The following is a 19,667-nucleotide window of genomic DNA, read 5'->3' on the forward strand; positions in this document are numbered from 1 at the left end:
GAAGAAGGTAATGTCATGAGCAACCAAAAATTCGATTTATTGGAGAAAGTGTTTCATACAAGTAGTGATTATTTAATTGTAAAAGATGTGAATGGACGATGGATTGAAGCAAATCAAAAGACCCTGCAACTATTTGAAATTGAGGAAGGGGCATATATAGGGAAAACGGATGAACAGCTGGCACAGGAATACAAAAAGTATGAGAATTATGGACCTATTTGTGTTCATTCAGACAATCAAGCATGGTTAAGTAAAAAAGAATATCAATTAAAAGAATCGTTTCGAATGGATGGGAATGACTATACGTTCCATGTAAGAAAGATTCCTATGTACGATGAGAACGGACATGAGGATAGTTTAGTTGTAGTAGGTAGAAATATTACTGAGCAAGAAAAATACCAAGCCATTAGTGATAAACAGTATAAAGCCCTACAAATGATTGCGTCAGGTGAACCCTTAACTAATGTTTTTCAAAATATTGTGAATGCTGTGGAGGCACTATCTAGTAACAGTATTTGCTCCATTATGTTTTATGAAGAGAGTGAGAATTGGTTACGTAATGGGTATTCACATAGTTTTCCAGAAAGCTTTTTAAAGAAAATCGACCGATTTCCAGTTGGCTTGAACTTTGCATCTTGTGGACATGCAGCTTTTACGAAAGAGATAGCTATTGTCTCGGATATAGAAACTGACCCATCTTGGTCCAACTGGAAGACGATCCCTTTGAGCTATCAATTGCATTCCTGTTGGTCAATTCCGATCTTATCGTCGCAAGGAGAATTATTCGGTACATTTGCGATCTATCATCCTGATGTACGGAAACCAAAATCTTATGAAATCGAATTACTTAAAGTATTCAGTTACTTAACCGGTGTAGCGATTGAAAGGGATAATCAAGTAAAGGAAATCCAATACTTGGCTTCGCATGATACGTTAACGAATCTTCCGAATATCCGATTTTTAAAAGATGTTATCGACCGATTAATTACTAGACAAGATGAGTTTGCGATTTTATTTATTGATTTAGACCGCTTTAAGCCTATTAATGATACTTTCGGACATGCGGTAGGCGATAAGGTTTTAAGTGAAGTAGCAAGGCGGATTCAGTCAAATATTCCGAAGAAAGGGATCGTAACCCGCATGGGTGGTGATGAATTTGTCATCCTTTTGAAAAAGATGAAAAATGAGAAACAACCCAAAGCAGTGGCTGAACAAATATTACAAGCAATAAAAGACCCGATTGTTATTAATGACCGAGAGTTTTATGTATCAGCTAGTATTGGAATTAGTATGTATCCGTGCCATGGTCATACAGGGGACATATTAATTAGAAATGCAGATGTCGCGATGTATAGTGTAAAAGGGGACGATGGACAATCCATCCAAATGTTCAATGATGTCCTCACGAAGCATGGTACTGAATTATTTATGTTACAAGGTGAGCTTCGTGAAGCAATCAAGCAAAATCAATTTTTCATACAATATCAACCGAAAATTCAGTTGGCAACAGGTAAGTTTACTGGTCTAGAAGCACTTATCCGATGGAAACATCCGGAGAAAGGGATCATCAGTCCTGACACATTTATACCTCTAGCAGAGGAAAGTGGATTTATTGGTGTGCTAGGAGAATGGGTTCTTCGGGAAGTGTGTTTACAGGTAAAGAAGTGGAGGGAGTCGAACCTCACTCATTTGCCTGTTGCTGTGAATGTGTCTGTGAGACAATTTGTTTTAAATGATATCCCTAGTTTGGTGGAAGCGATTCTAGCAGAATTTGATCTACCATCTGAATCCATTGAGATTGAAATTACAGAAAGTGTGCTAAGTAAACATGAATATTTAATTCAAAATGCAGTTAGTAAGCTTCAAGAAATCGGAGTGAAAGTCTCGATTGACGATTTTGGAACAGGCTATGCTTCAATGACCTATTTAAAGCAATTTCGTGCAAATAAAATCAAAATTGATCGTTCTTTTATTAGCTCTCTTCCGCATGATCTAAACGAAGCGGCCATCGTTTCGGCTGTTATTACGTTAGCAAGAGATTTATCTATGGATGTTATAGCAGAGGGAATTGAGACGAAGGAACAACTCGACTTTTTATTAGAAAAAGGCTGTTCGGAAGGCCAAGGGTACTATTTCAGTCGGCCGGTATCTTCAAATGAAATCGAAGAACTAATTCAAAGAGTAAATAAATTTTTTTAATTAAGGAGTGAAGACATTGAAGGTTGGATTAATCGGCTTGGGCAGTATGGGGTTACCGATGGCGGAAAATCTATTGCAAAATGGCTATGAATTAGTGGTATACAACCGGACGATAAGCAAATGCCAAGAATTAGCCCAAAAAGGAGCCTTTATAGCAAATACTCCTGCAGAAGCAGCCAGTCATACGGACATCGTTTTTACCATACTTTCCGATGATACAGCTGTAGAGAATGTTGTGTTTGGAGATGACGGTATAATTGCTGGGTTACAACCAGGTGGCATTCATGTGTCAATCAGCACCATCAGCGTGCATTTGGCAAAGAAATTAACGAATGAACATGAAAATGCAAGTCAACATTTTGTTTCTTCCACTGTTTTAGGTCGCCCTGAGGCTGTTGCAGCCGCTGCTTTGCGCTTTATTGTTGCAGGTCCAGAAGAGGCAAGGGAGAAAGTAATACCTATCCTGCAAATGTTAGGGCAAGATGTTTTTACAGTTGGTGATCAAGGGTATTTATCAAATGTGGCTAAGCTGGGAAATAACTTCTTACTTGTGTCCATGTTAGAATCCTTATCAGAAATACTCGTTATGGTGCAGAAACACGGCGTTGAACCAAAGCAGTTTTTAGAAATTATTAATTCCCTGTTTGCTTCACCAGTTTATAATACTTATGGAAAAATGATTATAAATGAACGTTTTGATCCTGCTGGCTTTAAGTTGAAGCTAGGGTTAAAGGATGTGAATTTAATGATCGATGCAGCAAATGAGGTATCAACGGAGCTGCCAATTGCCAATCTCGCACAATCTCACTACAGTTATGCGATTGAGAAAGGATGGGGAGACTTAGATTGGGCAGCTATCATGAAGGTACTAAAGGATATTAATTAAGTAGAGTCAATCGGCTCTACTTTTTTTATTTGTGTAGAGGTAAATTAGTGGTCAAAAATGAGGGGCAATTGGTATTTTACTAAAAAAGCTTGTCATCATTCAGTAATATGTTTGTAATATCAATCTAATCAAGAAAAAAACGATTAAAAAATGCTGGGAATTCCACCCTTTTTAAAGTGTATGAACCGTTGACACTATTGCTATTGGAAAGATTAACTAGTTGTAGGGAAAATTTGGTTCATGAAACGGTATGTTACATCTGGTAATCTACTAGTTGTTCGAGAAAACAGCAATCGGAGGTACAAACTATGAAAATGCTAAAAAAGTTACTAGTGATCTCAACTCTATCATTTACATTGGTTGGATTCGGAACAGCAGCCGGTGCTGCTACCCAAACACATGTAGTACAAAAAGGAGACACGTTCTGGAATATCGGTTCAAAGTATGGTGTATCTGTTCTTAAGTTAATGAAGCAAAATAACAAGACCACTTCACTATTATATCCAGGTGAAAAGCTAGTGATTCCGACAACTACTTTGACAGCAGCTGATAAGGATCTATTAGCGAGACTCGTAAGTGCAGAAGCTAAAGGGGAATCTTATGCGGGAAAAGTAGCAGTTGCGACAGTTATTTTAAATCGTGTGAACCACCCGGATTTTCCTAACACAGTAAGTGAAGTTATTTATCAAATTGACCAAGGGTATTATGCGTTTACACCGGTTAAAAATGGAACCATTAACCAAGCTGCAGATGAAGAATCAAAGCGTGCAGTTGATGAGGCACTAGCGTTCCAAGGGCAAGGACAAGGTTCATTATACTTTTACAATCCACAAACAGCGGCAAGTGACTGGGTGTTCTCTCGTGAAACAACAATTACGATTGGAAACCATAGATTTGCGAAATAAATAATAGCAAGAGGGGATTGTTCCCTCTTGCATACATATAGTTACTACCCATAAATAGCCACTTGATCTCTACCGTTGTTCTTTGCATAATATTCGAAATAAATGGTAAATTGCCATCATACAAAAGGCAGGAACTCAACTCCTGCCTTTTGCATTTACTTTTGCTTTTTCTGCTGGCTCTTCATTTTATTACTTGTTAATTCTGCAGCGTATTCCTCCTGCGACATTCCTCGCTTTGCGCTTTCAGACTCAATCTTTCTGGTCTTGTTATCATTACGATTTGGCATAGTAACACCTCCCTTTAAACAAAGATATTTTATACAAAATTTACACTTCTATTCAAAGGAGAATACGTACGGGAAAAATAAGTAAACTAAAACCGTATTCCCAATCAAACATAAGGAAGGTGACAGGATGGCGAAAAATAAAGATAAGCAATTTAAGAATAATAAAAATGCTTTACCAAAAGCGGCTGTAGAATTTTCTTCTGAAAATGGGTTGGAAAGAAAAGCGTTGAAGGCTTTGAAGAATGTGAATAAGTAAAGATGAAAAAGTCGAATTCCAGTATCTTAGGAATTCGACTTTTTTAATTAGTAGAGACTCATCCAACTATTTCTTATAAACTATAAGAAATAGCATCAGGAGGAGTTATCATGTTTGAAGCAATTATTCATGGTTTTATTTTAGCATTTGGGTTAATTTTGCCTTTAGGTGTTCAAAATGTTTTTGTTTTTAACCAAGGGGCCACACAGCCTCGATTTTTAGGGGCGTTACCAGTCATTATTACTGCTGCTATTTGTGATACGTTACTCATTTCTTTAGCAGTCTTAGGAGTATCCGTTGTGGTTCTTGAATATGATTGGTTAAGATTACTTTTACTTTTTGCTGGTATTATTTTTCTTATTTATATGGGATTTGTTACATGGAATAGTAAGGCAACAATGGATGAAGGAGAGAGTAGAATTTCGTTTTCTCCGAAAAAACAAGTTATTTTTGCTATGTCTGTATCTTTACTAAATCCTCATGCTATTTTGGATACAATTGGAGTAATTGGATCAAGCTCCTTAGCGTATGTAGGTGTGGAGAAAGTTGCATTTGCCGGTGCTTGCATACTTGTCTCATGGTTGTGGTTCCTAGGCTTAGGAATTGTCGGAAGAATGACTGGAAATCTTGATCAATCAGGTCACTTCTTATTGGTTTTAAATAAAATCTCAGCAATCGTCATGTGGGGAACTGCTGTTTATATTGTTGTTACCCTATAAAAACCAAGGATCTTTATAAGCTGGTCGATAAAAAGCTGCTGATTCCCACATCTAGGGTCAAAAGGGTCCGCACTTATCGGTTGGGGGATCAGATTAAGTACCCGAGCTGAAATAGACGGAGAAATTCCGCTTATTTAGAAATTATTATTAAAAAAGGGTTAAATAAACGGAGGGATTCCGACTATTGGCTCGAAAACTTTGAAAATAAGAGATTTTACATTGCCTAACCGGAAAACCTCCCCTTATTTACCCCCAAACGAGGCTCCATTCTGCATCTAATCGGAAATTCTCCGCTTATTTGACATTGGCACGTATTTTAAGAAAAGCACTTCAAAAAAACGGCCCCCCTAGGCTTAGTTCTCATACTTTGTTGCTTACAGTCATCATCTATGAATAGTTGGAAGAATTACCATCCGATAATCCATTGGTATTTCCTGCTATTCTACTCTATCGAGATGTAAACATACCTCTACTCATACTCATAAATGGTTTTCAAATTGACAAGAATGGCTTGAAAAAAAGGGAACATGAAGGAAGAGGTTTTAGTTATCCTAAACCTCTCTCGATTTTGATTAATACTTATCTGGGAACTGCTTTATGATGCCAACGTATAGTCATTCATGAGGCGCTTGAGATCTAGATAATTTTCTAATCATCCCCATTAAGCCACGAACAAAAAGAAAACTAAAGGCAATTGACAGAAAACTATAGAAAGAATTCCAAGATTTTTTATAGGCTATTAATTTTGTTTTTCTTTCTAGAAAGTGTTCAGTAATAGCAGATGGAACACTAAAATAAAGGGATTTTTTTAGTATGTCAAAAACATTAGATGATCGCGTGATTTGGTTAAAATACACGCATGAAATCGGAAATAGAATATAACTAAATAAAACACTGATATCAAACCCGCTGATTAGATTCACTGGATATTTAAGAAACCCTTTTCTTACAAGTAGATTATCAATAAAGGTTGCGAAATAACTCTTAATTAAAAATACCAGTAACCAATCTTTAATCGGAGGTTTTCTTATTAAATTAATGAACAATCCAAGACTGATGACTAGTAAAGCTTTTAAGATATTCATCTCTAATTTATTCTTCACATCATGTCCCCCTTACTTCCTTACTTCAGATAGTGTTTAACCAAAGGAAAAAAATAGATGAGTGGTTATCCATCAGCCTTTTTCAAAAGGTATTTGTTATGGATGCTAGTAAGGAGAACCAAAGCAATAATGGAGCCTGCAAAGGTAAGAGACATATCCCACTGCGAATCCCATATATCACCTTGAGTACCTAAAAAATCCTTCGATGCTTTTCCTCTATGCGTGATGACTGAAACGAGCCATTCAATGATTTCATATAAGGCTGCAATAGCAAGGGATACACTTAAGGATAGGATGATTAGCCATTTTCCTTTTGAAAGTGGTGAGGTTCGGATCAAGATTTCTCTTATAACAATGATTAATAGTCCCTTTAGGAAATGGCCGAACCGATCAAAGTGATTCCTCTCAAAATCAAAATCATCTTTAATCCAATCAAAAAGGGGGACTTCAGAGTAGGTATAGTGACCTCCTATAAACGTGTAATTGGATAGAATAACAATTATTAAATAGGAAAGAGTTGTGAGTTGAAATTTCTTATAGATAGTTATCACTACAAGTAGTCCAATAACTGCTGGCAGTACCTCCAATGTCCAGATTCTATACCCAACAGGTTTAATGGCGGACCATATTAAAACAGCCAAAACAATTAGTAGCAAGATAAAATGAATCTTTATTCCAGCCTTATTACTCATCATTTTCACCTCCACTTATAGTATTTACCATCAATATTGGGGAAATGCAGTTATATAGGTTCGCGAGAAGAACTAATCAAATGAAATGTATATATTTTACAGTTAAAAACAAACTAAACTTAAAATAACTAAAGGGGTTTACCATGGCTAATCAGAGTGATCACATTGAGAAAATAAAAGACAAGCAGTTAGACTTTAGCGATTCACATGCTATTTATTGGCATGAGTATTCGAGCTATGATACTTGGCAGTTTTGGGTATGTGTGGCTGCCTTAGTATTGCCCTTAATCGTCCTTTATTTTAAAATCGACCGAACTAAAGCACTTCTTCTTGGTTTCTATGGTTATAGCGTTCATATATTCTTTACATACGAAGATATTATTGGGGCGAATAAAACGTTTTGGTTCTATCCTTATAAAATTTTGCCGGTATTATCAGCTAATCTTTCACTGGATGTCTCATTAATTCCGGTCACTTACATGCTGGTCTATCAATGGGTCATTAAGAATCATAAAAATTATTATCTTTATATGATTGCGTTATCAGCCTTTTTTGCATTTCTATTTAAACCATTATGTGAAACACTAGGTTTGTTTCAGTTAGATAGGGGAGCCAATTATTTTCATATATTTTTAGCAAAGTTCCTAGTATCTGTCATTGCCAAAAAAATTACTGACCTCTTTATCCATTTTGAAAAGAAGGCGAATATCTAAAAATAAGGGTAGGTAAACAGAATTATTTCTGTAACCTACCTTTTTTATTGGTTAAGATGTGGAAATCTGTTTTTTAAACAAAGAGTACTGTTTTTTCGCTACAATAATTTTCTGAAAATAAATACAATTCTACGTGTAAGCGATTTCATATTGGTGGGGAGGTGAAAAATTACCATCCTAGATTGACAGAATCAATAAGAAAAATGAAGGAGGAAGCTTATTGATTACAAAGCGTAAGGGAAAAGGAATTATTTCTATAGTTTTAAGTGCATTGATGGTGATTTGCAGTATTCCTTTTAATCCTCAAGGAACCAGTGCCGCTGAAGAGGATTCATCGATTGTAAAGAAATTTGATTTTGGTATGAAGGACAGTCCCACATTGAGCGGTTATACTCAGGTGACGCCTGAAACGGCTTATACAACGGAATTAAAGTACGGATTTACAGATGTAACGAAAGTAACCGCAACGAATCGAAACACATCGGATGAATTAAAGTCTGATTTTATTTCAGCGATTGAAACCTCCTTTCAAGTAGATCTAGAGCCTGGAGACTACAGCATTACGGCTATTGCTGGAGATTCTGAGGAGGCAACAAGTGTTGGTGTGAAGGCTGAAAATATCCAAAAGGTGCAAAATACGAACGTCGCAAAAGGGGAGTATATGGAGCGTACCTTTAACCTTGCATTGGTTGATAGCCAAGTAAGCTTTGAGCTTACTGGTGATAATCCAAAAATAAATGCATTGGTTATTTCCAAACTACCAAAACGATCAGCAACAGAGGTACCAACTGTCTATATTGCAGGTGATTCAACGGTTCAAACCTATGATGAATATTGGAAGCCTGAAGCTGGATGGGGACAGATGATTTCTCGCTTTTTTAGTAGTGATGTGTCGTTCAAAAATCATGCCATCGGAGGCAGAAGTACGAAATCATTTATTAACGAAGGAAGATTGGATACGATCCTTCAGGAAATAAAACCAAGTGATTACTTTTTAGTTCAATTTGGACACAACGATGCAACCATCAGTATTCCAGAGCGTTATGCATCGGTTCCTGATTATAAAAACTATTTAAAGACGTATATTAACGGAGCTCGTCAACGAGGAGCGACTCCAATCCTTGTCACACCTGTAGGCCGACGTGATTTTAATGCACAAACAGGAAAATTTAATGTCAGCTTTCCGGAGTATGTCCAAGGAATGAAAGAAGTAGCAGAGGAATTAGACGTTGCTTTAGTAGATTTGAGCGCATTAAGTGTGGCTTTCTATGATTCAATTGGACCGGAGGGAACATTATCAGTCTTCCTACATACGGAACCTGGCATTTATCAGGCATTCCCAAATGGCTCACAGGATAATACACATTTCCAGGAGTACGGGGCTATTCAGCTTGCACGACTTGTCTCTAGTGGAATTAAAGAATTGAATCTTCCTTTGTCATCGTATGTACAAGATATTGCACCACCTGCACAAGTTCCTGACAAACCAACAGGGTTAACCGCAAGCAGCATTAGTAATGCGGGAGCGAAAATTACTTGGGATAAAGTAGAAGGTGCTGATATTTATAAGGTGTATAGAAGATTAGCAGGTGACAGTGACTATTCCGTTGTTGGAACTTCGACTTTACCAAGCTTAAATATTTCTGGGATGGAAGAAGGAAAAACATATCAAGTAGTTGTTTCTGCTGTCAATGGAAAAGGTGAGTCAGAAAGATCCGAAAGTGTAGACATAAAGACAAAATCGGCGACTATGAAGTACGATTTTGGTCTAGCTGGAAGTGTAATTGCCGATGGATATACAGGAGTAAATCTTTCTACTCTTTATACACCAGAAAGAGGATACGGAATTGTTGATTCTACTGGAATGATCGGGAGAGACCGTTCATCAGGTGGTGATCTTATCCGTGATTGGCTAGGGTATTTTGCTGTTGGTTGGAAATTTAATGTGGATGTACCGAATGGACTTTACTCTGTGAAAGTCTATGTTGGAGATATGCTAGGAAGTGCAAGAACCACTCTAGCAGTTGAAGGTCAAGATTATGGATCCATCTCTGCGTCTAGAAATAACTACACAACAAAAATTGTACCTGAGGTGTCGGTAAAAGACGGCCAAATGAACTTTACATTTGCTGGTTCAACCGGAATTGTGAATGGACTTGAAATCACACCGATTCTAGCGGCACCATCAGGAGTAAAGGTATCCGACCTTTCCCTTGATCCAGAGCAACCTTCCGTTTCACTCACATGGAATACAGTTGAAGAAGCGAAGGAATATAATATTTATCGAAAAACAGAAGGGGCAGCTGACTATGTAAAACTAGGAAGCTCAAACACAAATACATTCACTGATCAAACGGTGGATGTTGGAATGGAATATCATTACACAGTGACAACAGTGGATCATGCAAATGTAGAAACGGTACCTTCCGCCCCATTAAAAGTGGCGATGATTGATCCGAATCAACCTGTACCACAAACGCCAACTGACCTAAAAGTGGGAGAAGTGAATAAAAACGATCTTACGATTAGTTGGGATCAATCAGAAGGTACAACTTCTTATAATGTTTATCGCTCAAAGAAACAAGATGGTACGTTTGAATTTATCGGTAAAACAAAACAGAATTCTTTTAAAGATGAGACCGTGTTAACTACCATCCCTTATTTTTATAAAGTAGCAGCAGTTAACGCAGGTGGAGTGTCTAAGCTTTCTGAAAGCGTTGAGACACCAGCTGTTACAAAACTAAAAAGACAGATGGAGGATTTAGATCGTGCACCAACAGCCGTGAAAACTGAGGAAGGTGTTATGGTTAGCTGGAGAATGGTCGGCACAGATCCAAAAGAAATCAGCTTTAACGTATATAGAGATGGAGAAAAAATTACGAAAGAGCCCATTTCGACTAGTACGAATGTGGTTGATGAAGATGGAACGGTCGATTCAAAATACGAAATCCGATCATTTATTGATGGAAAAGAAAAGAAAATAGCTGGAAACATCAAAGTATGGAGCAATAACTATTTTGATATTCCTCTAAAAAAACCAGCAGATGGTGTAACCCCACAGGGAGATCCTTACTCGTATCGTGCAAATGATGCTAGTGTTGGTGACTTAGATGGGGATGGAGAGTATGAACTAGTTCTAAAATGGGATCCAACCAATTCGAAGGATAATTCTCAAGCTGGTTATACAGGCAATGTGTACTTGGATGCCTATAAACTAGATGGAACACTACTTTGGAGAATTGATTTGGGCAAAAACATTCGTGCAGGAGCTCACTACTCACCATTTTTAGTATATGACTTTGATGGTGACAGTAAGGCTGAAATTGCTATCAAAACAGCGGATGGAACGATTGATGGTGCTGGTAATGTGATTGGCAGAGCAGCCGCTGACCATAGAAATAGCACAGGGTATGTACTTCAAGGTTCAGAATATTTAACGGTGTTTGAAGGGCAAACAGGGAAGGCTCTTGTGACAACGGACTATGAACCACCACGTGGAGATGTGGCTTCATGGGGAGATAGCTACGGAAACCGTGTAGACCGTTTCCTAGCTGCTGTTGCATATCTGGATGGTGAAACACCAAGTATTGTGATGGCAAGAGGTTATTACACACGGACTGTACTTGCAGCATATAGCTTTAAAGACGGAAAATTAACCAAGCAATGGACGTTTGATACGAATCAAGAAGAGTATCGAAACTATGTTGGGCAAGGTTATCATAGCCTGAGTGTCAATGATGTGGACCATGATGGTAAAGATGAAATCGTCTATGGTCAAATTGTTATTGATGATGATGGAAAAGGCTTATACAACACAGGCTTAGGTCATGGTGATGCGCTACATGTTAGCGATTTAATCCCTGATCGACCTGGTCTTGAAGCGTTTGCTGTACAAGAACATAAAGACGGCCCATACGGCTACGATATGCGTGATGCAGAAACGGGTGAAATCCTTTGGGGTGTAAAAACGGGTCAAGATACAGGTAGAGGTCTAGCAGCCGATATTGATCCTAGATACAGTGGTGCTGAAGCATGGGCGATTTCCGGTGCATGGAATAGTAGAGAAGGGGGACTTCATTCATCTTCAGGAGAGAAAATCTCTGACAATATCCCAAGCTCGAACTTTGCGATCTGGTGGGATGGAGATCTACTTCGTGAATTAGCGGACCATAGCTGGAATCAGGAAACTTCCACAGGAGTAGGAACGATTGATAAATGGGACTTCAAAGAAAACAAATTAGTCAATTTGTTAACAGCAGAAGGAACTCAGTCCAATAACAGTACAAAAGGAAATCCTACCCTTCAAGCCGATCTATTTGGTGACTGGCGTGAAGAAATCATCTGGCGAACAGATGACAGCAGTGCCTTACGAGTGTATATGACAACGGAAAAAACGGATCATCGTATTTTTACATTAATGCATGATCCACAATATCGATTATCTGTAGCATGGCAGAATGTTGGTTACAATCAGCCTCCACATACAAGCTTTTTCCTTGGTGAAGGTATGAAGACACCACCAGCACCTAGCATTAGTATTGTGGAAATAGCGGATAAAGTGGCACCAGAAACCACAGCAGAATTGGAAGGAACCACAACGAATGAGTGGTACAACAAACCAGTTACAGTACAGTTCACAGCGGAAGATAACAAATCAGGTGTGGAAGCCACATACTATTCAATAAATGACGGTGAAGCACAGGTAGGGAATACAGCAACCATTGAAACAGATGGAGAACATATTCTTAGTTATTGGAGTAAGGATTACGCTGGTAATGTAGAAGATAAAAAGACCATTGAGATTAAACTAGATCAAACAGGCCCAGTTATTACATTCTCTGTTGAGGATGGTGTCGAATTTGGAGTAGACGAAATGGTGGAAATCACTTCTAAAACAGAAGATGCTTTATCAGGAGTCGATACTTCTACAGAGACAAAAATATCTACTCCTGCCTACAAGTTAGGCTTGGGTACTCATTCGTTCTCTGCTGAAGCAATGGATGGGGCTGGAAATCGTTCGAGTCAATCCATCAACATTGTGGTGATCGTAGATTATGATCGATTAACTAGCTTAACCGGTCAATTCCTAACAGAAAATGGAAGTGTTGAAAATCTTAACTCCTTTGAATCAAAACTAATGGCAGCTAAACAATCAGAAGCAAAAGGTAACACCTCTGCTATCAACGGTCAGATTCAAGCATTTATGAACCAAGTTAAAGCGCAAAATGGCAAAGCGTTTACAGAAGGGCAATTAAATATATTAATTGAGCTTGCAGAATATTTGAAGAAGTAATGTAAAGCTGGATGGATCTTATATAGGTCTATCCAGTTTTTTTTGCATTATTAAAGAGATAATACAAATAATAGAAAATATACGTTGCGGTTTTGTGAAGGGAAATGGTGTCTGCATGTGGAAGGATTGGGGAGTAGCAAAGAAAGCAGCATTACACTTTGTCATTTTGTATATCACCATAAGCTGCTTGTGGGTTTCATTATCCGATTATTTTTTCACAAGGAACCTAAGTTATATTCCTGAATGGATGAATACGTCAAAAGGCTTGGTTTTTATCATTTTTAGCGGTTTTGTTTTTTATAATTTATTGAAAAAAATGATTAAAGAAATTATTAAAGATGAGCGTTATTACAGGCTTATTGTTGAAAATGCTTCTGATTTAATATTGGTGATTGATCGGAAGGGTAAATTGGAGTACATTTCTCCATCGCTCCAAGCTATTGTTGGCTATCAGCCACAGGATTACATAGGAAAAACAGTAAAAGAAATATTCAGCCAAGAAGAGATAACAAAATTAAGGTACAGCTATATACAAAAAAATCATAATGTACCAATAAAATTTAAAATCAAGAGCAAAAGTGGTAGAACCATTCTTCTTGCAGGAAAAGGTGTGTCCATAGCTGACGAAAAGGATACAGGCCGTTATATCGTTATTGTTCAAGATATTACCGAACGTGATAGAGCTGAAAGAGATTTATTAGAAAGCGAAGAACGGTACCGGAAACTAGTAGAATTTTCTCCTGAAACAACATTGATTCATATAAATAGAGAAATCATTTATGTAAATCAAGCAGGCGTAGAGTTAATTGGAGCTCATAACTCTGAGCAAGTCATCGGGAGAGATGTCCTAGATTTTATATATCCTGAGGATATAAACCAGGCTATTGAAAAAATGAAACAAGTGAGAAAGGGCATATCGGAAATTAGTGAATATCGTATCCTTAAACTAGATGGAACAGTAATTTTTACGGATATTATGGCATTTTTAACAACATATGAAGGGGAAGAAGCCGTTCAGGTCATCATAAGAGATATTTCAAAACGGAAAAAGGCAGAGGAACAAGTACAATTATTAGCATACTATGATTCATTAACCGGCATGGCCAACCGCAATCTTCTCTATGAACATTTAAATGAAGTAGTAACAAGAAACGAAAAGAGCGGACAAAGCTTTGCTGTCATGTTTTTGGATTTAGATCGTTTTAAGATGATTAATGATACGTATGGACATAGTTTTGGGGATCTATTATTGCAGAAAGTTTCTACAAGACTTACGAACTCTGTAGGTGAAGAAGGAAGAATCTTCCGTTATGGAGGAGATGAGTTTATTATTGTCCTCGAAACTGATAAACGGTCTAAAGTGTCTGAAACAGCAGAAAAAATCATCTTTATGTTAGCCTCTCCCTTCATCATTAAAGGCCGACAAATGTTCATATCAACCAGTATCGGAATCAGTATTTATCCAAAGGATGGAGAAAATGTAGAGGCGCTAATCCAAAATTCAGATATTGCTATGTACAATGCAAAGGAAAATGGAAAAAGTAATTATCAATATTACACATCTTCTCTGAATTTAAGTCATCGATGGAGAATGGAATTAGAAAATGGATTGCGTAATGCCTTGAACAATAATGAATTGAGCCTACATTATCAACCTCAGGTAGATCTTGTATCTAATCAAGTCATCGGATTAGAAGCATTGATTCGGTGGAAGCACCCTGAATATGGGTTTATCTCTCCAGCAGAATTTATCCCACTTGCCGAAGAGACAGGCCTCATTTTCTCGATTGGAAAGTGGGTATTAAAAACCGCATGTGCTCAGTGTAAGCAATGGATTGACCTAGGTTTACCGATTGATAGTGTATCAGTTAATGTGTCTCCCTTACAATTTCGTGAGAAAAACTTTGTTGCATCCGTCAATCAGATACTAGAAGAGTCTGATCTATCCCCTAGATATCTTGAACTAGAAATTACCGAAAGTGTAACTAGCAATGTGGATCAAGCATTAAGTATTATGAAAGAAATTAAAGAGCTAGGGGTAAAATTTGCAATAGATGACTTTGGGACGGGGTATTCTTCGCTAAACTACTTAAGACATTTTCCAATAGATAAATTAAAAATTGATAAATCCTTCATTGATGAAATCAATCAGCATAAGGACGGAGAAGAAATTGTAAAAACAATTATCGAGCTGGGCAATCGGTTACGTTTTCAAGTCATTGCTGAAGGAGTAGAACATGAACAACAAATGTCCTTTTTAAAAGAAAATAAGTGTTATTTTGCGCAAGGATATTTCTTTAGTAAGCCACTTCCAGCTAAGGAGATAGAAGTCTTTTTAACAAAGAAAATCGTGGATTAAAGACCTTCCAAAATTAATTAGTTGGAAGGTTTTTTTAATTATTAATAAAATTTTCCAAATGATCTTCCCTTCGATTGGAAATAAAGTTATAATTAGTGTAAAAATACACTATTTGTAATCAGGAGGGAATTATGAGGGTATTTGGAGCGTTTGTAGTTGTACTCGTTTTTGGATTTATAGGATTTTATGGAACCATTATTCTAACAATTTCAAGATCTTCTGAATTTTATCCTATTTTCACACCGATTGTGGTACTTGGTTTGATCGTTATTTCGATACTCGGTATATATGATCAATTGAAGAAAAAGGGAGTAAAACGAATCTCTATTGGATTTCTGGCTCTTACTCTATGTACGGTTGGTGGCTTTGAAGGGTATCAATACTATTTGAAGAATCTGGAAGTGGTAAGTGCACAAGATGTGGATTTGTCTCAGTATCGTCCGTTTGTTGAAAACTCCAAGGTTGTAACGTTAGATGAGGCTTCTATGTTTCAAATTGAAGGAGATCTTCCAACACTTGATGGGGCAACTGCCCTTTATCCGGTTTATGCAGGATTTGTTCAAGCCGTTTACCCGGAAAAAGAGTATTCGTTAGATGAAAGTGAAGTGGTTTCCACTCAAACGAGTTATGCGTTTGAGCGTTTAGTTAATGGAGAGGTTGATATGGTTTTTATGGCTCACCCGTCTGAGGAACAAATGGACTATGCTAGACTTCAAGAAGTGGAACTAACTTTAACTCCGATTGGAAGAGAAGCCTTTGTGTTTTTTGTTCACAAAGACAATCCAGTAGAAGAGCTATCAATTAAGGAGCTTCAAGGAATTTATGCAGGAGAAATCACCAACTGGAAGGAAGTAGGAGGGAAAGACGAAGAAATTCGTGCCTTCCAACGACCAGAAGGAAGTGGCAGCCAATCAGCATTAATCAATTTTATGGGAGAAACACCCATTATGGATCCTCCATCAAAAGATATCGTCTCAGGTATGGGAGGCATCATTCGTGAAACAAGTAATTATCAAAATCGTCCAAACGCTATCGGTTACTCTTTCAGACATTTTTCTGAGTATATGGTACAAAATGGTAAAATTAAAAATATTGCCGTTAATGGAGTGCTACCGACAAAAGAAAATATTCAAAAAGAGAAGTATCCAATTGTCGCCAATTTCTTCGCAATTACAAGTAACAGCCAAAACCCTCATCTTGAAGAATTTCTTCAATGGATACTATCAAAACAGGGGCAGGAAATTGTTGAGCGTTCAGGGTATGTACCGGTAGAGTAGTTTTTTTGGTTCTCAAAGTAGCTACTAAAACAGTTCCCCTCTATTTAACAAAGAAATTACAAATATTTGCATCGGAAATTTAGCTAAATTGATATACTTATAATCAACTAATCTTGCTTTAGGGGGGAATTGTTTGGAAGCTTTCTCATTGTTTAGGATTTTACATATTGCTGCTGGTTTTTTAGCATTAATTCTATTTTGGATCCCGTTAGTTACGAAAAAAGGTGGGAAGGTACATAATAAAGTCGGATGGGTGTATGTGTTTGCCATGGCATTCGTTTCGTTTTCTGCTTTTTATATGGGTTGTTACCGTGTCCTATTTGATGAAACTGCAGATGCTACAAGAGTCTCCTTTTCATGGTTTTTAATTTTTATTTCTGTATTAAGCGGGTCTACTTGTTGGTATGGAATTAGGGTGCTTCGCTTTAAAAAGAGGAAGGAACGACATCGAAGTTGGATCGACTTATTCGTCAGTTCTTTATTATTGATTTCAGGTATAGGTATCGCATGGTACGGGTTTAAGATTGGAACTTCATTGATTACATATTTTCCTCTATTAGGTGTATTTCTAGGGGGTTCGCAACTTTATTATTGGTTACGAAAACCGGTTAAAAACATGCATTGGCTTTTTGAACATTTAAGTGGAATGATTGCCTGCAGTATTTCGACAGTAACAGCATTTACTGTTTTTGGCGCTCCAAGACTATTAAACATCCCGTCATCGAGTCTTTTCCTGTGGTTTCTTCCAACGGTAATCCTTGTCCCTGTATTAATGTTATTTACTATAAAATACGAAAAGAAATATAATAAACATTCATAATAAAAAACAGGAAGTGGTTCCAATCATCAGTGCAATCATTTTGTTTATATGTGCAGGAGTAGCTGAAATAGGTGGTGGCTACTTAATATGGCTTTGGCTACGGGAGGGAAAGCCTGCGTATTGGGGGGTAGTTGGTGGAATTGCATTAGCTCTGTATGGGGTAATTGCTGCATTTCAATCTTTTCCTTCTTTTGGTCGAATCTATGCCGCGTATGGAGGAGTGTTTATCGTTCTTTCCGTGCTATGGGGGTGGGGAGTGGATAAAAAAACACCTGATTTATATGATTGGGTAGGAGCTGGCATATGCTTATTAGGTGCTTCAATTATCTTATTCGCCCCGCGTCAATAAGAAAGCGTATTGCTTATCCCACAGCAATACGCTTTCTTGTTTAAAGTAATGATTGTGTTAAATTTTTTATCATTAAAACATGAGGGATGTCTGCTTCCATAAAAACATCGGAGGCGGTGTGATAGCCTAGTTTTTTATAAAAGCCCTCTGCTTGTGTTTGACCATGCAATTTTGCGTGTGTCATGTCTTTTTTTAGAGCGATCTCTTCTAGTGCTGAAATAATTACTTTTCCTAGTCCATATTTCCGATATTCTTCTAATATACAAATTCTTTCTAATTTGCCAAAATGGTCGACAAATCTGATGCGTCCAGTACCTACGGCTTCTTTTTGAAAATATACTAAAATATGTACACAATCTGCCCCTAAAGTATCAAACTGATCAAATTCTTCCTCATGTGGCACACCTTGTTCTTCAACAAAAACCTTTTCTCTAATAGAAAAAGCCTTTTGTAATTCCTCCTGATGGGTAATACTTTTTGAAAGCATATTCTCATTCCTTTTCATTATTGTTTTGAATTTAATATAACAAATACTAATTACTTGCAGTAAACCTAACATGTGCTGAAGAAGTCATTTTTATAAAGAAGGAAAGGAAAAAACCAACCAGCACAATACATCCTAATGCACTAAAGGATAACAAGTAAATTCCTGTATTAATTAAGCTCAGTGCCAAAATGGGTCCAGTACTCGCTCCAACAAATAAAATAAAGGCATTGAACGAAACGGCACTGCCTCTTGCATGTCCGGATAGTTGGCTAATAACGGAGATAACAATGGGATTGGCAGTTGCAATTCCTAAAACAAAAATGATACTGGAAAAAATAATGAACGGGAGGGACGGACTTACTCCTATTCCGAACAATCCGGCAGCAGCAAGAGCCAATCCTATTTTCAGGATCATCGTTGTTCCTAGTTTTTGTGCCAGTCTTCCTGCAAAAAGTGATAAGAGCATTCCTATGATTCCAGCGGCACGAACATATAAGATTTCTTTTTCTGTAAGGCCAAATTGAACAGACAAATAGCTACCTAGAATTGTATACATACCAACTAATGATAACAATAGGGAGAATGTAATACAAAAGGCGAGTAAAAGCTGAGGTTGCTTTCCTAATAAGCTCATTTTTTTGAATGCTTCAAGCATATGTACATGAGGTCTGGTCATCTCATCTTTTGGCAAGAAGACAATAATGAGAATAAGTGTTAGGAAATAAAGAATCCCCAACAGGAAAAATATAGCCTGCCAACCCCAAATTTCATTGACTAATCCACTATAAACTTGCCCCACAACTCCTGCCATCAAAAGGCCAGAACTGACAAATCCAACAGCTGTTAACCTTTTTTCTGGTGGAAACATTTCCCCTGCATACACCAAGGAGATTGGAGCAAAGGCAGCAGAAATAAGTCCTTGTAACCCCCGCAGTAGGAGTAGTATATAAAAATTGTCTACAAAACCTATCGCAAAGGTGATCACTGTTAAAAGACTAATGCTCGACACTAAAAATATTTTTCGCCCATAACGATCGGAAAATGGACCGTAAAGTAAACATCCAATCGCATAACAAATCGAATAGCAACTTGCGAGCCAAGCAACCTCAGTCATGCTTTTGTTAAACGTATCAGACAATACAGTGGATAAAGGGATGGTCACGTACATACTTGACAACACGACTAACCCACACCAGAACAAAATGCTGGTCATTAATGGATAGTTAGAAGAACGTTTGTTTGGCTGTGACATTTTCTGAACCTCCTGTTCACAAATTGGATAAATATTATACTAATCATTTTAGTAGTTAAACCGATATACA

16 protein-coding genes are annotated in these 19,667 nt (G+C 37.4%); 11 read left to right on the plus strand and 5 right to left on the minus strand.

The window, feature by feature from the left end; all coding sequences use genetic code 11:
• Positions 1-15: 15 nt before the first annotated feature.
• From ACVBAX_RS18875 to ACVBAX_RS18885, 3 genes are all read left to right on the plus strand, one after another.
• Positions 16-2,199, plus strand: coding sequence for an EAL domain-containing protein (locus ACVBAX_RS18875; RefSeq protein ID WP_447118380.1), 2,184 nt, complete (start codon positions 16-18; stop codon positions 2,197-2,199).
• 16 nt (positions 2,200-2,215) lie between these two features.
• Positions 2,216-3,085: an NAD(P)-dependent oxidoreductase gene (locus ACVBAX_RS18880; protein WP_447118381.1), complete on the plus strand. Its 870-nt coding sequence runs from the start codon at positions 2,216-2,218 to the stop codon at positions 3,083-3,085.
• Positions 3,086-3,393: 308 nt separating this feature from the next.
• Positions 3,394-3,990: a cell wall hydrolase gene (locus tag ACVBAX_RS18885; protein ID WP_447118382.1), complete on the plus strand. Its 597-nt coding sequence runs from the start codon at positions 3,394-3,396 to the stop codon at positions 3,988-3,990.
• Positions 3,991-4,145: 155 nt separating this feature from the next.
• Here the strand turns inward: ACVBAX_RS18885 and ACVBAX_RS18890 are convergent, their stop codons facing one another.
• Complete coding sequence (locus ACVBAX_RS18890) at positions 4,146-4,277, minus strand: hypothetical protein (RefSeq protein WP_285852229.1); 132 nt, start codon at positions 4,275-4,277, stop codon at positions 4,146-4,148.
• Positions 4,278-4,404: 127 nt separating this feature from the next.
• Between ACVBAX_RS18890 and ACVBAX_RS18895 the strand changes: the two genes are divergently transcribed.
• Together ACVBAX_RS18895 and ACVBAX_RS18900 are read left to right on the plus strand one after the other, a co-directional pair.
• Positions 4,405-4,533: a hypothetical protein gene (locus tag ACVBAX_RS18895; protein ID WP_430776665.1), complete on the plus strand. Its 129-nt coding sequence runs from the start codon at positions 4,405-4,407 to the stop codon at positions 4,531-4,533.
• A gap of 110 nt (positions 4,534-4,643) precedes the next feature.
• A complete protein-coding gene (locus tag ACVBAX_RS18900; protein WP_447118383.1) occupies positions 4,644-5,252 on the plus strand; it encodes a LysE/ArgO family amino acid transporter in 609 nt (202 codons plus the stop codon).
• A 614-nt stretch (positions 5,253-5,866) separates the two neighbouring features.
• Here the strand turns inward: ACVBAX_RS18900 and ACVBAX_RS18905 are convergent.
• Together ACVBAX_RS18905 and ACVBAX_RS18910 are read right to left on the minus strand one after the other, a co-directional pair.
• Positions 5,867-6,355, minus strand: a complete 489-nt coding sequence (locus tag ACVBAX_RS18905) for a CBO0543 family protein (protein ID WP_447118384.1) — start codon at positions 6,353-6,355, stop codon at positions 5,867-5,869.
• Positions 6,356-6,420: 65 nt separating this feature from the next.
• Positions 6,421-7,047 carry a DUF2238 domain-containing protein gene (locus tag ACVBAX_RS18910; protein WP_447118434.1) on the minus strand — a complete coding sequence of 209 codons (627 nt, stop codon included), beginning with the start codon at positions 7,045-7,047 and terminating at the stop codon, positions 6,421-6,423.
• Positions 7,048-7,190: 143 nt separating this feature from the next.
• Between ACVBAX_RS18910 and ACVBAX_RS18915 the strand changes: the two genes are divergently transcribed.
• The 6 genes from ACVBAX_RS18915 (at position 7,191) to ACVBAX_RS18940 (ending at position 17,858) form a co-directional block, all read left to right on the plus strand.
• Complete coding sequence (locus ACVBAX_RS18915; RefSeq protein ID WP_447118385.1) at positions 7,191-7,760, plus strand: CBO0543 family protein; 570 nt, start codon at positions 7,191-7,193, stop codon at positions 7,758-7,760.
• Positions 7,761-7,980: 220 nt separating this feature from the next.
• Positions 7,981-13,053, plus strand: a complete 5,073-nt coding sequence (locus ACVBAX_RS18920; protein WP_447118386.1) for a rhamnogalacturonan lyase family protein — start codon at positions 7,981-7,983, stop codon at positions 13,051-13,053.
• Between the two features lie 115 nt (positions 13,054-13,168).
• The gene (locus tag ACVBAX_RS18925) at positions 13,169-15,412 is read left to right on the plus strand and encodes an EAL domain-containing protein (RefSeq protein ID WP_447118387.1); all 2,244 of its coding nucleotides are present in this window, start codon (positions 13,169-13,171) and stop codon (positions 15,410-15,412) included.
• Between the two features lie 131 nt (positions 15,413-15,543).
• A complete protein-coding gene (locus ACVBAX_RS18930) occupies positions 15,544-16,689 on the plus strand; it encodes a PstS family phosphate ABC transporter substrate-binding protein (RefSeq protein WP_447118388.1) in 1,146 nt (381 codons plus the stop codon).
• A gap of 133 nt (positions 16,690-16,822) precedes the next feature.
• Positions 16,823-17,509 (plus strand): DUF2306 domain-containing protein, encoded by a 687-nt coding sequence (locus tag ACVBAX_RS18935; protein WP_447118389.1) that lies wholly within the window; start codon positions 16,823-16,825, stop codon positions 17,507-17,509.
• Positions 17,510-17,531: 22 nt separating this feature from the next.
• Positions 17,532-17,858, plus strand: a complete 327-nt coding sequence (locus tag ACVBAX_RS18940) for a YnfA family protein (protein WP_447118435.1) — start codon at positions 17,532-17,534, stop codon at positions 17,856-17,858.
• A 40-nt stretch (positions 17,859-17,898) separates the two neighbouring features.
• Here the strand turns inward: ACVBAX_RS18940 and ACVBAX_RS18945 are convergent, their stop codons facing one another.
• Together ACVBAX_RS18945 and ACVBAX_RS18950 are read right to left on the minus strand one after the other, a co-directional pair.
• Complete coding sequence (locus ACVBAX_RS18945) at positions 17,899-18,345, minus strand: GNAT family N-acetyltransferase (RefSeq protein WP_447118390.1); 447 nt, start codon at positions 18,343-18,345, stop codon at positions 17,899-17,901.
• 46 nt (positions 18,346-18,391) lie between these two features.
• Positions 18,392-19,597, minus strand: coding sequence for an MFS transporter (locus ACVBAX_RS18950; RefSeq protein ID WP_447118391.1), 1,206 nt, complete (start codon positions 19,595-19,597; stop codon positions 18,392-18,394).
• Positions 19,598-19,667: the final 70 nt, after the last annotated feature.

Source organism: Robertmurraya sp. GLU-23, assembly GCF_052983275.1.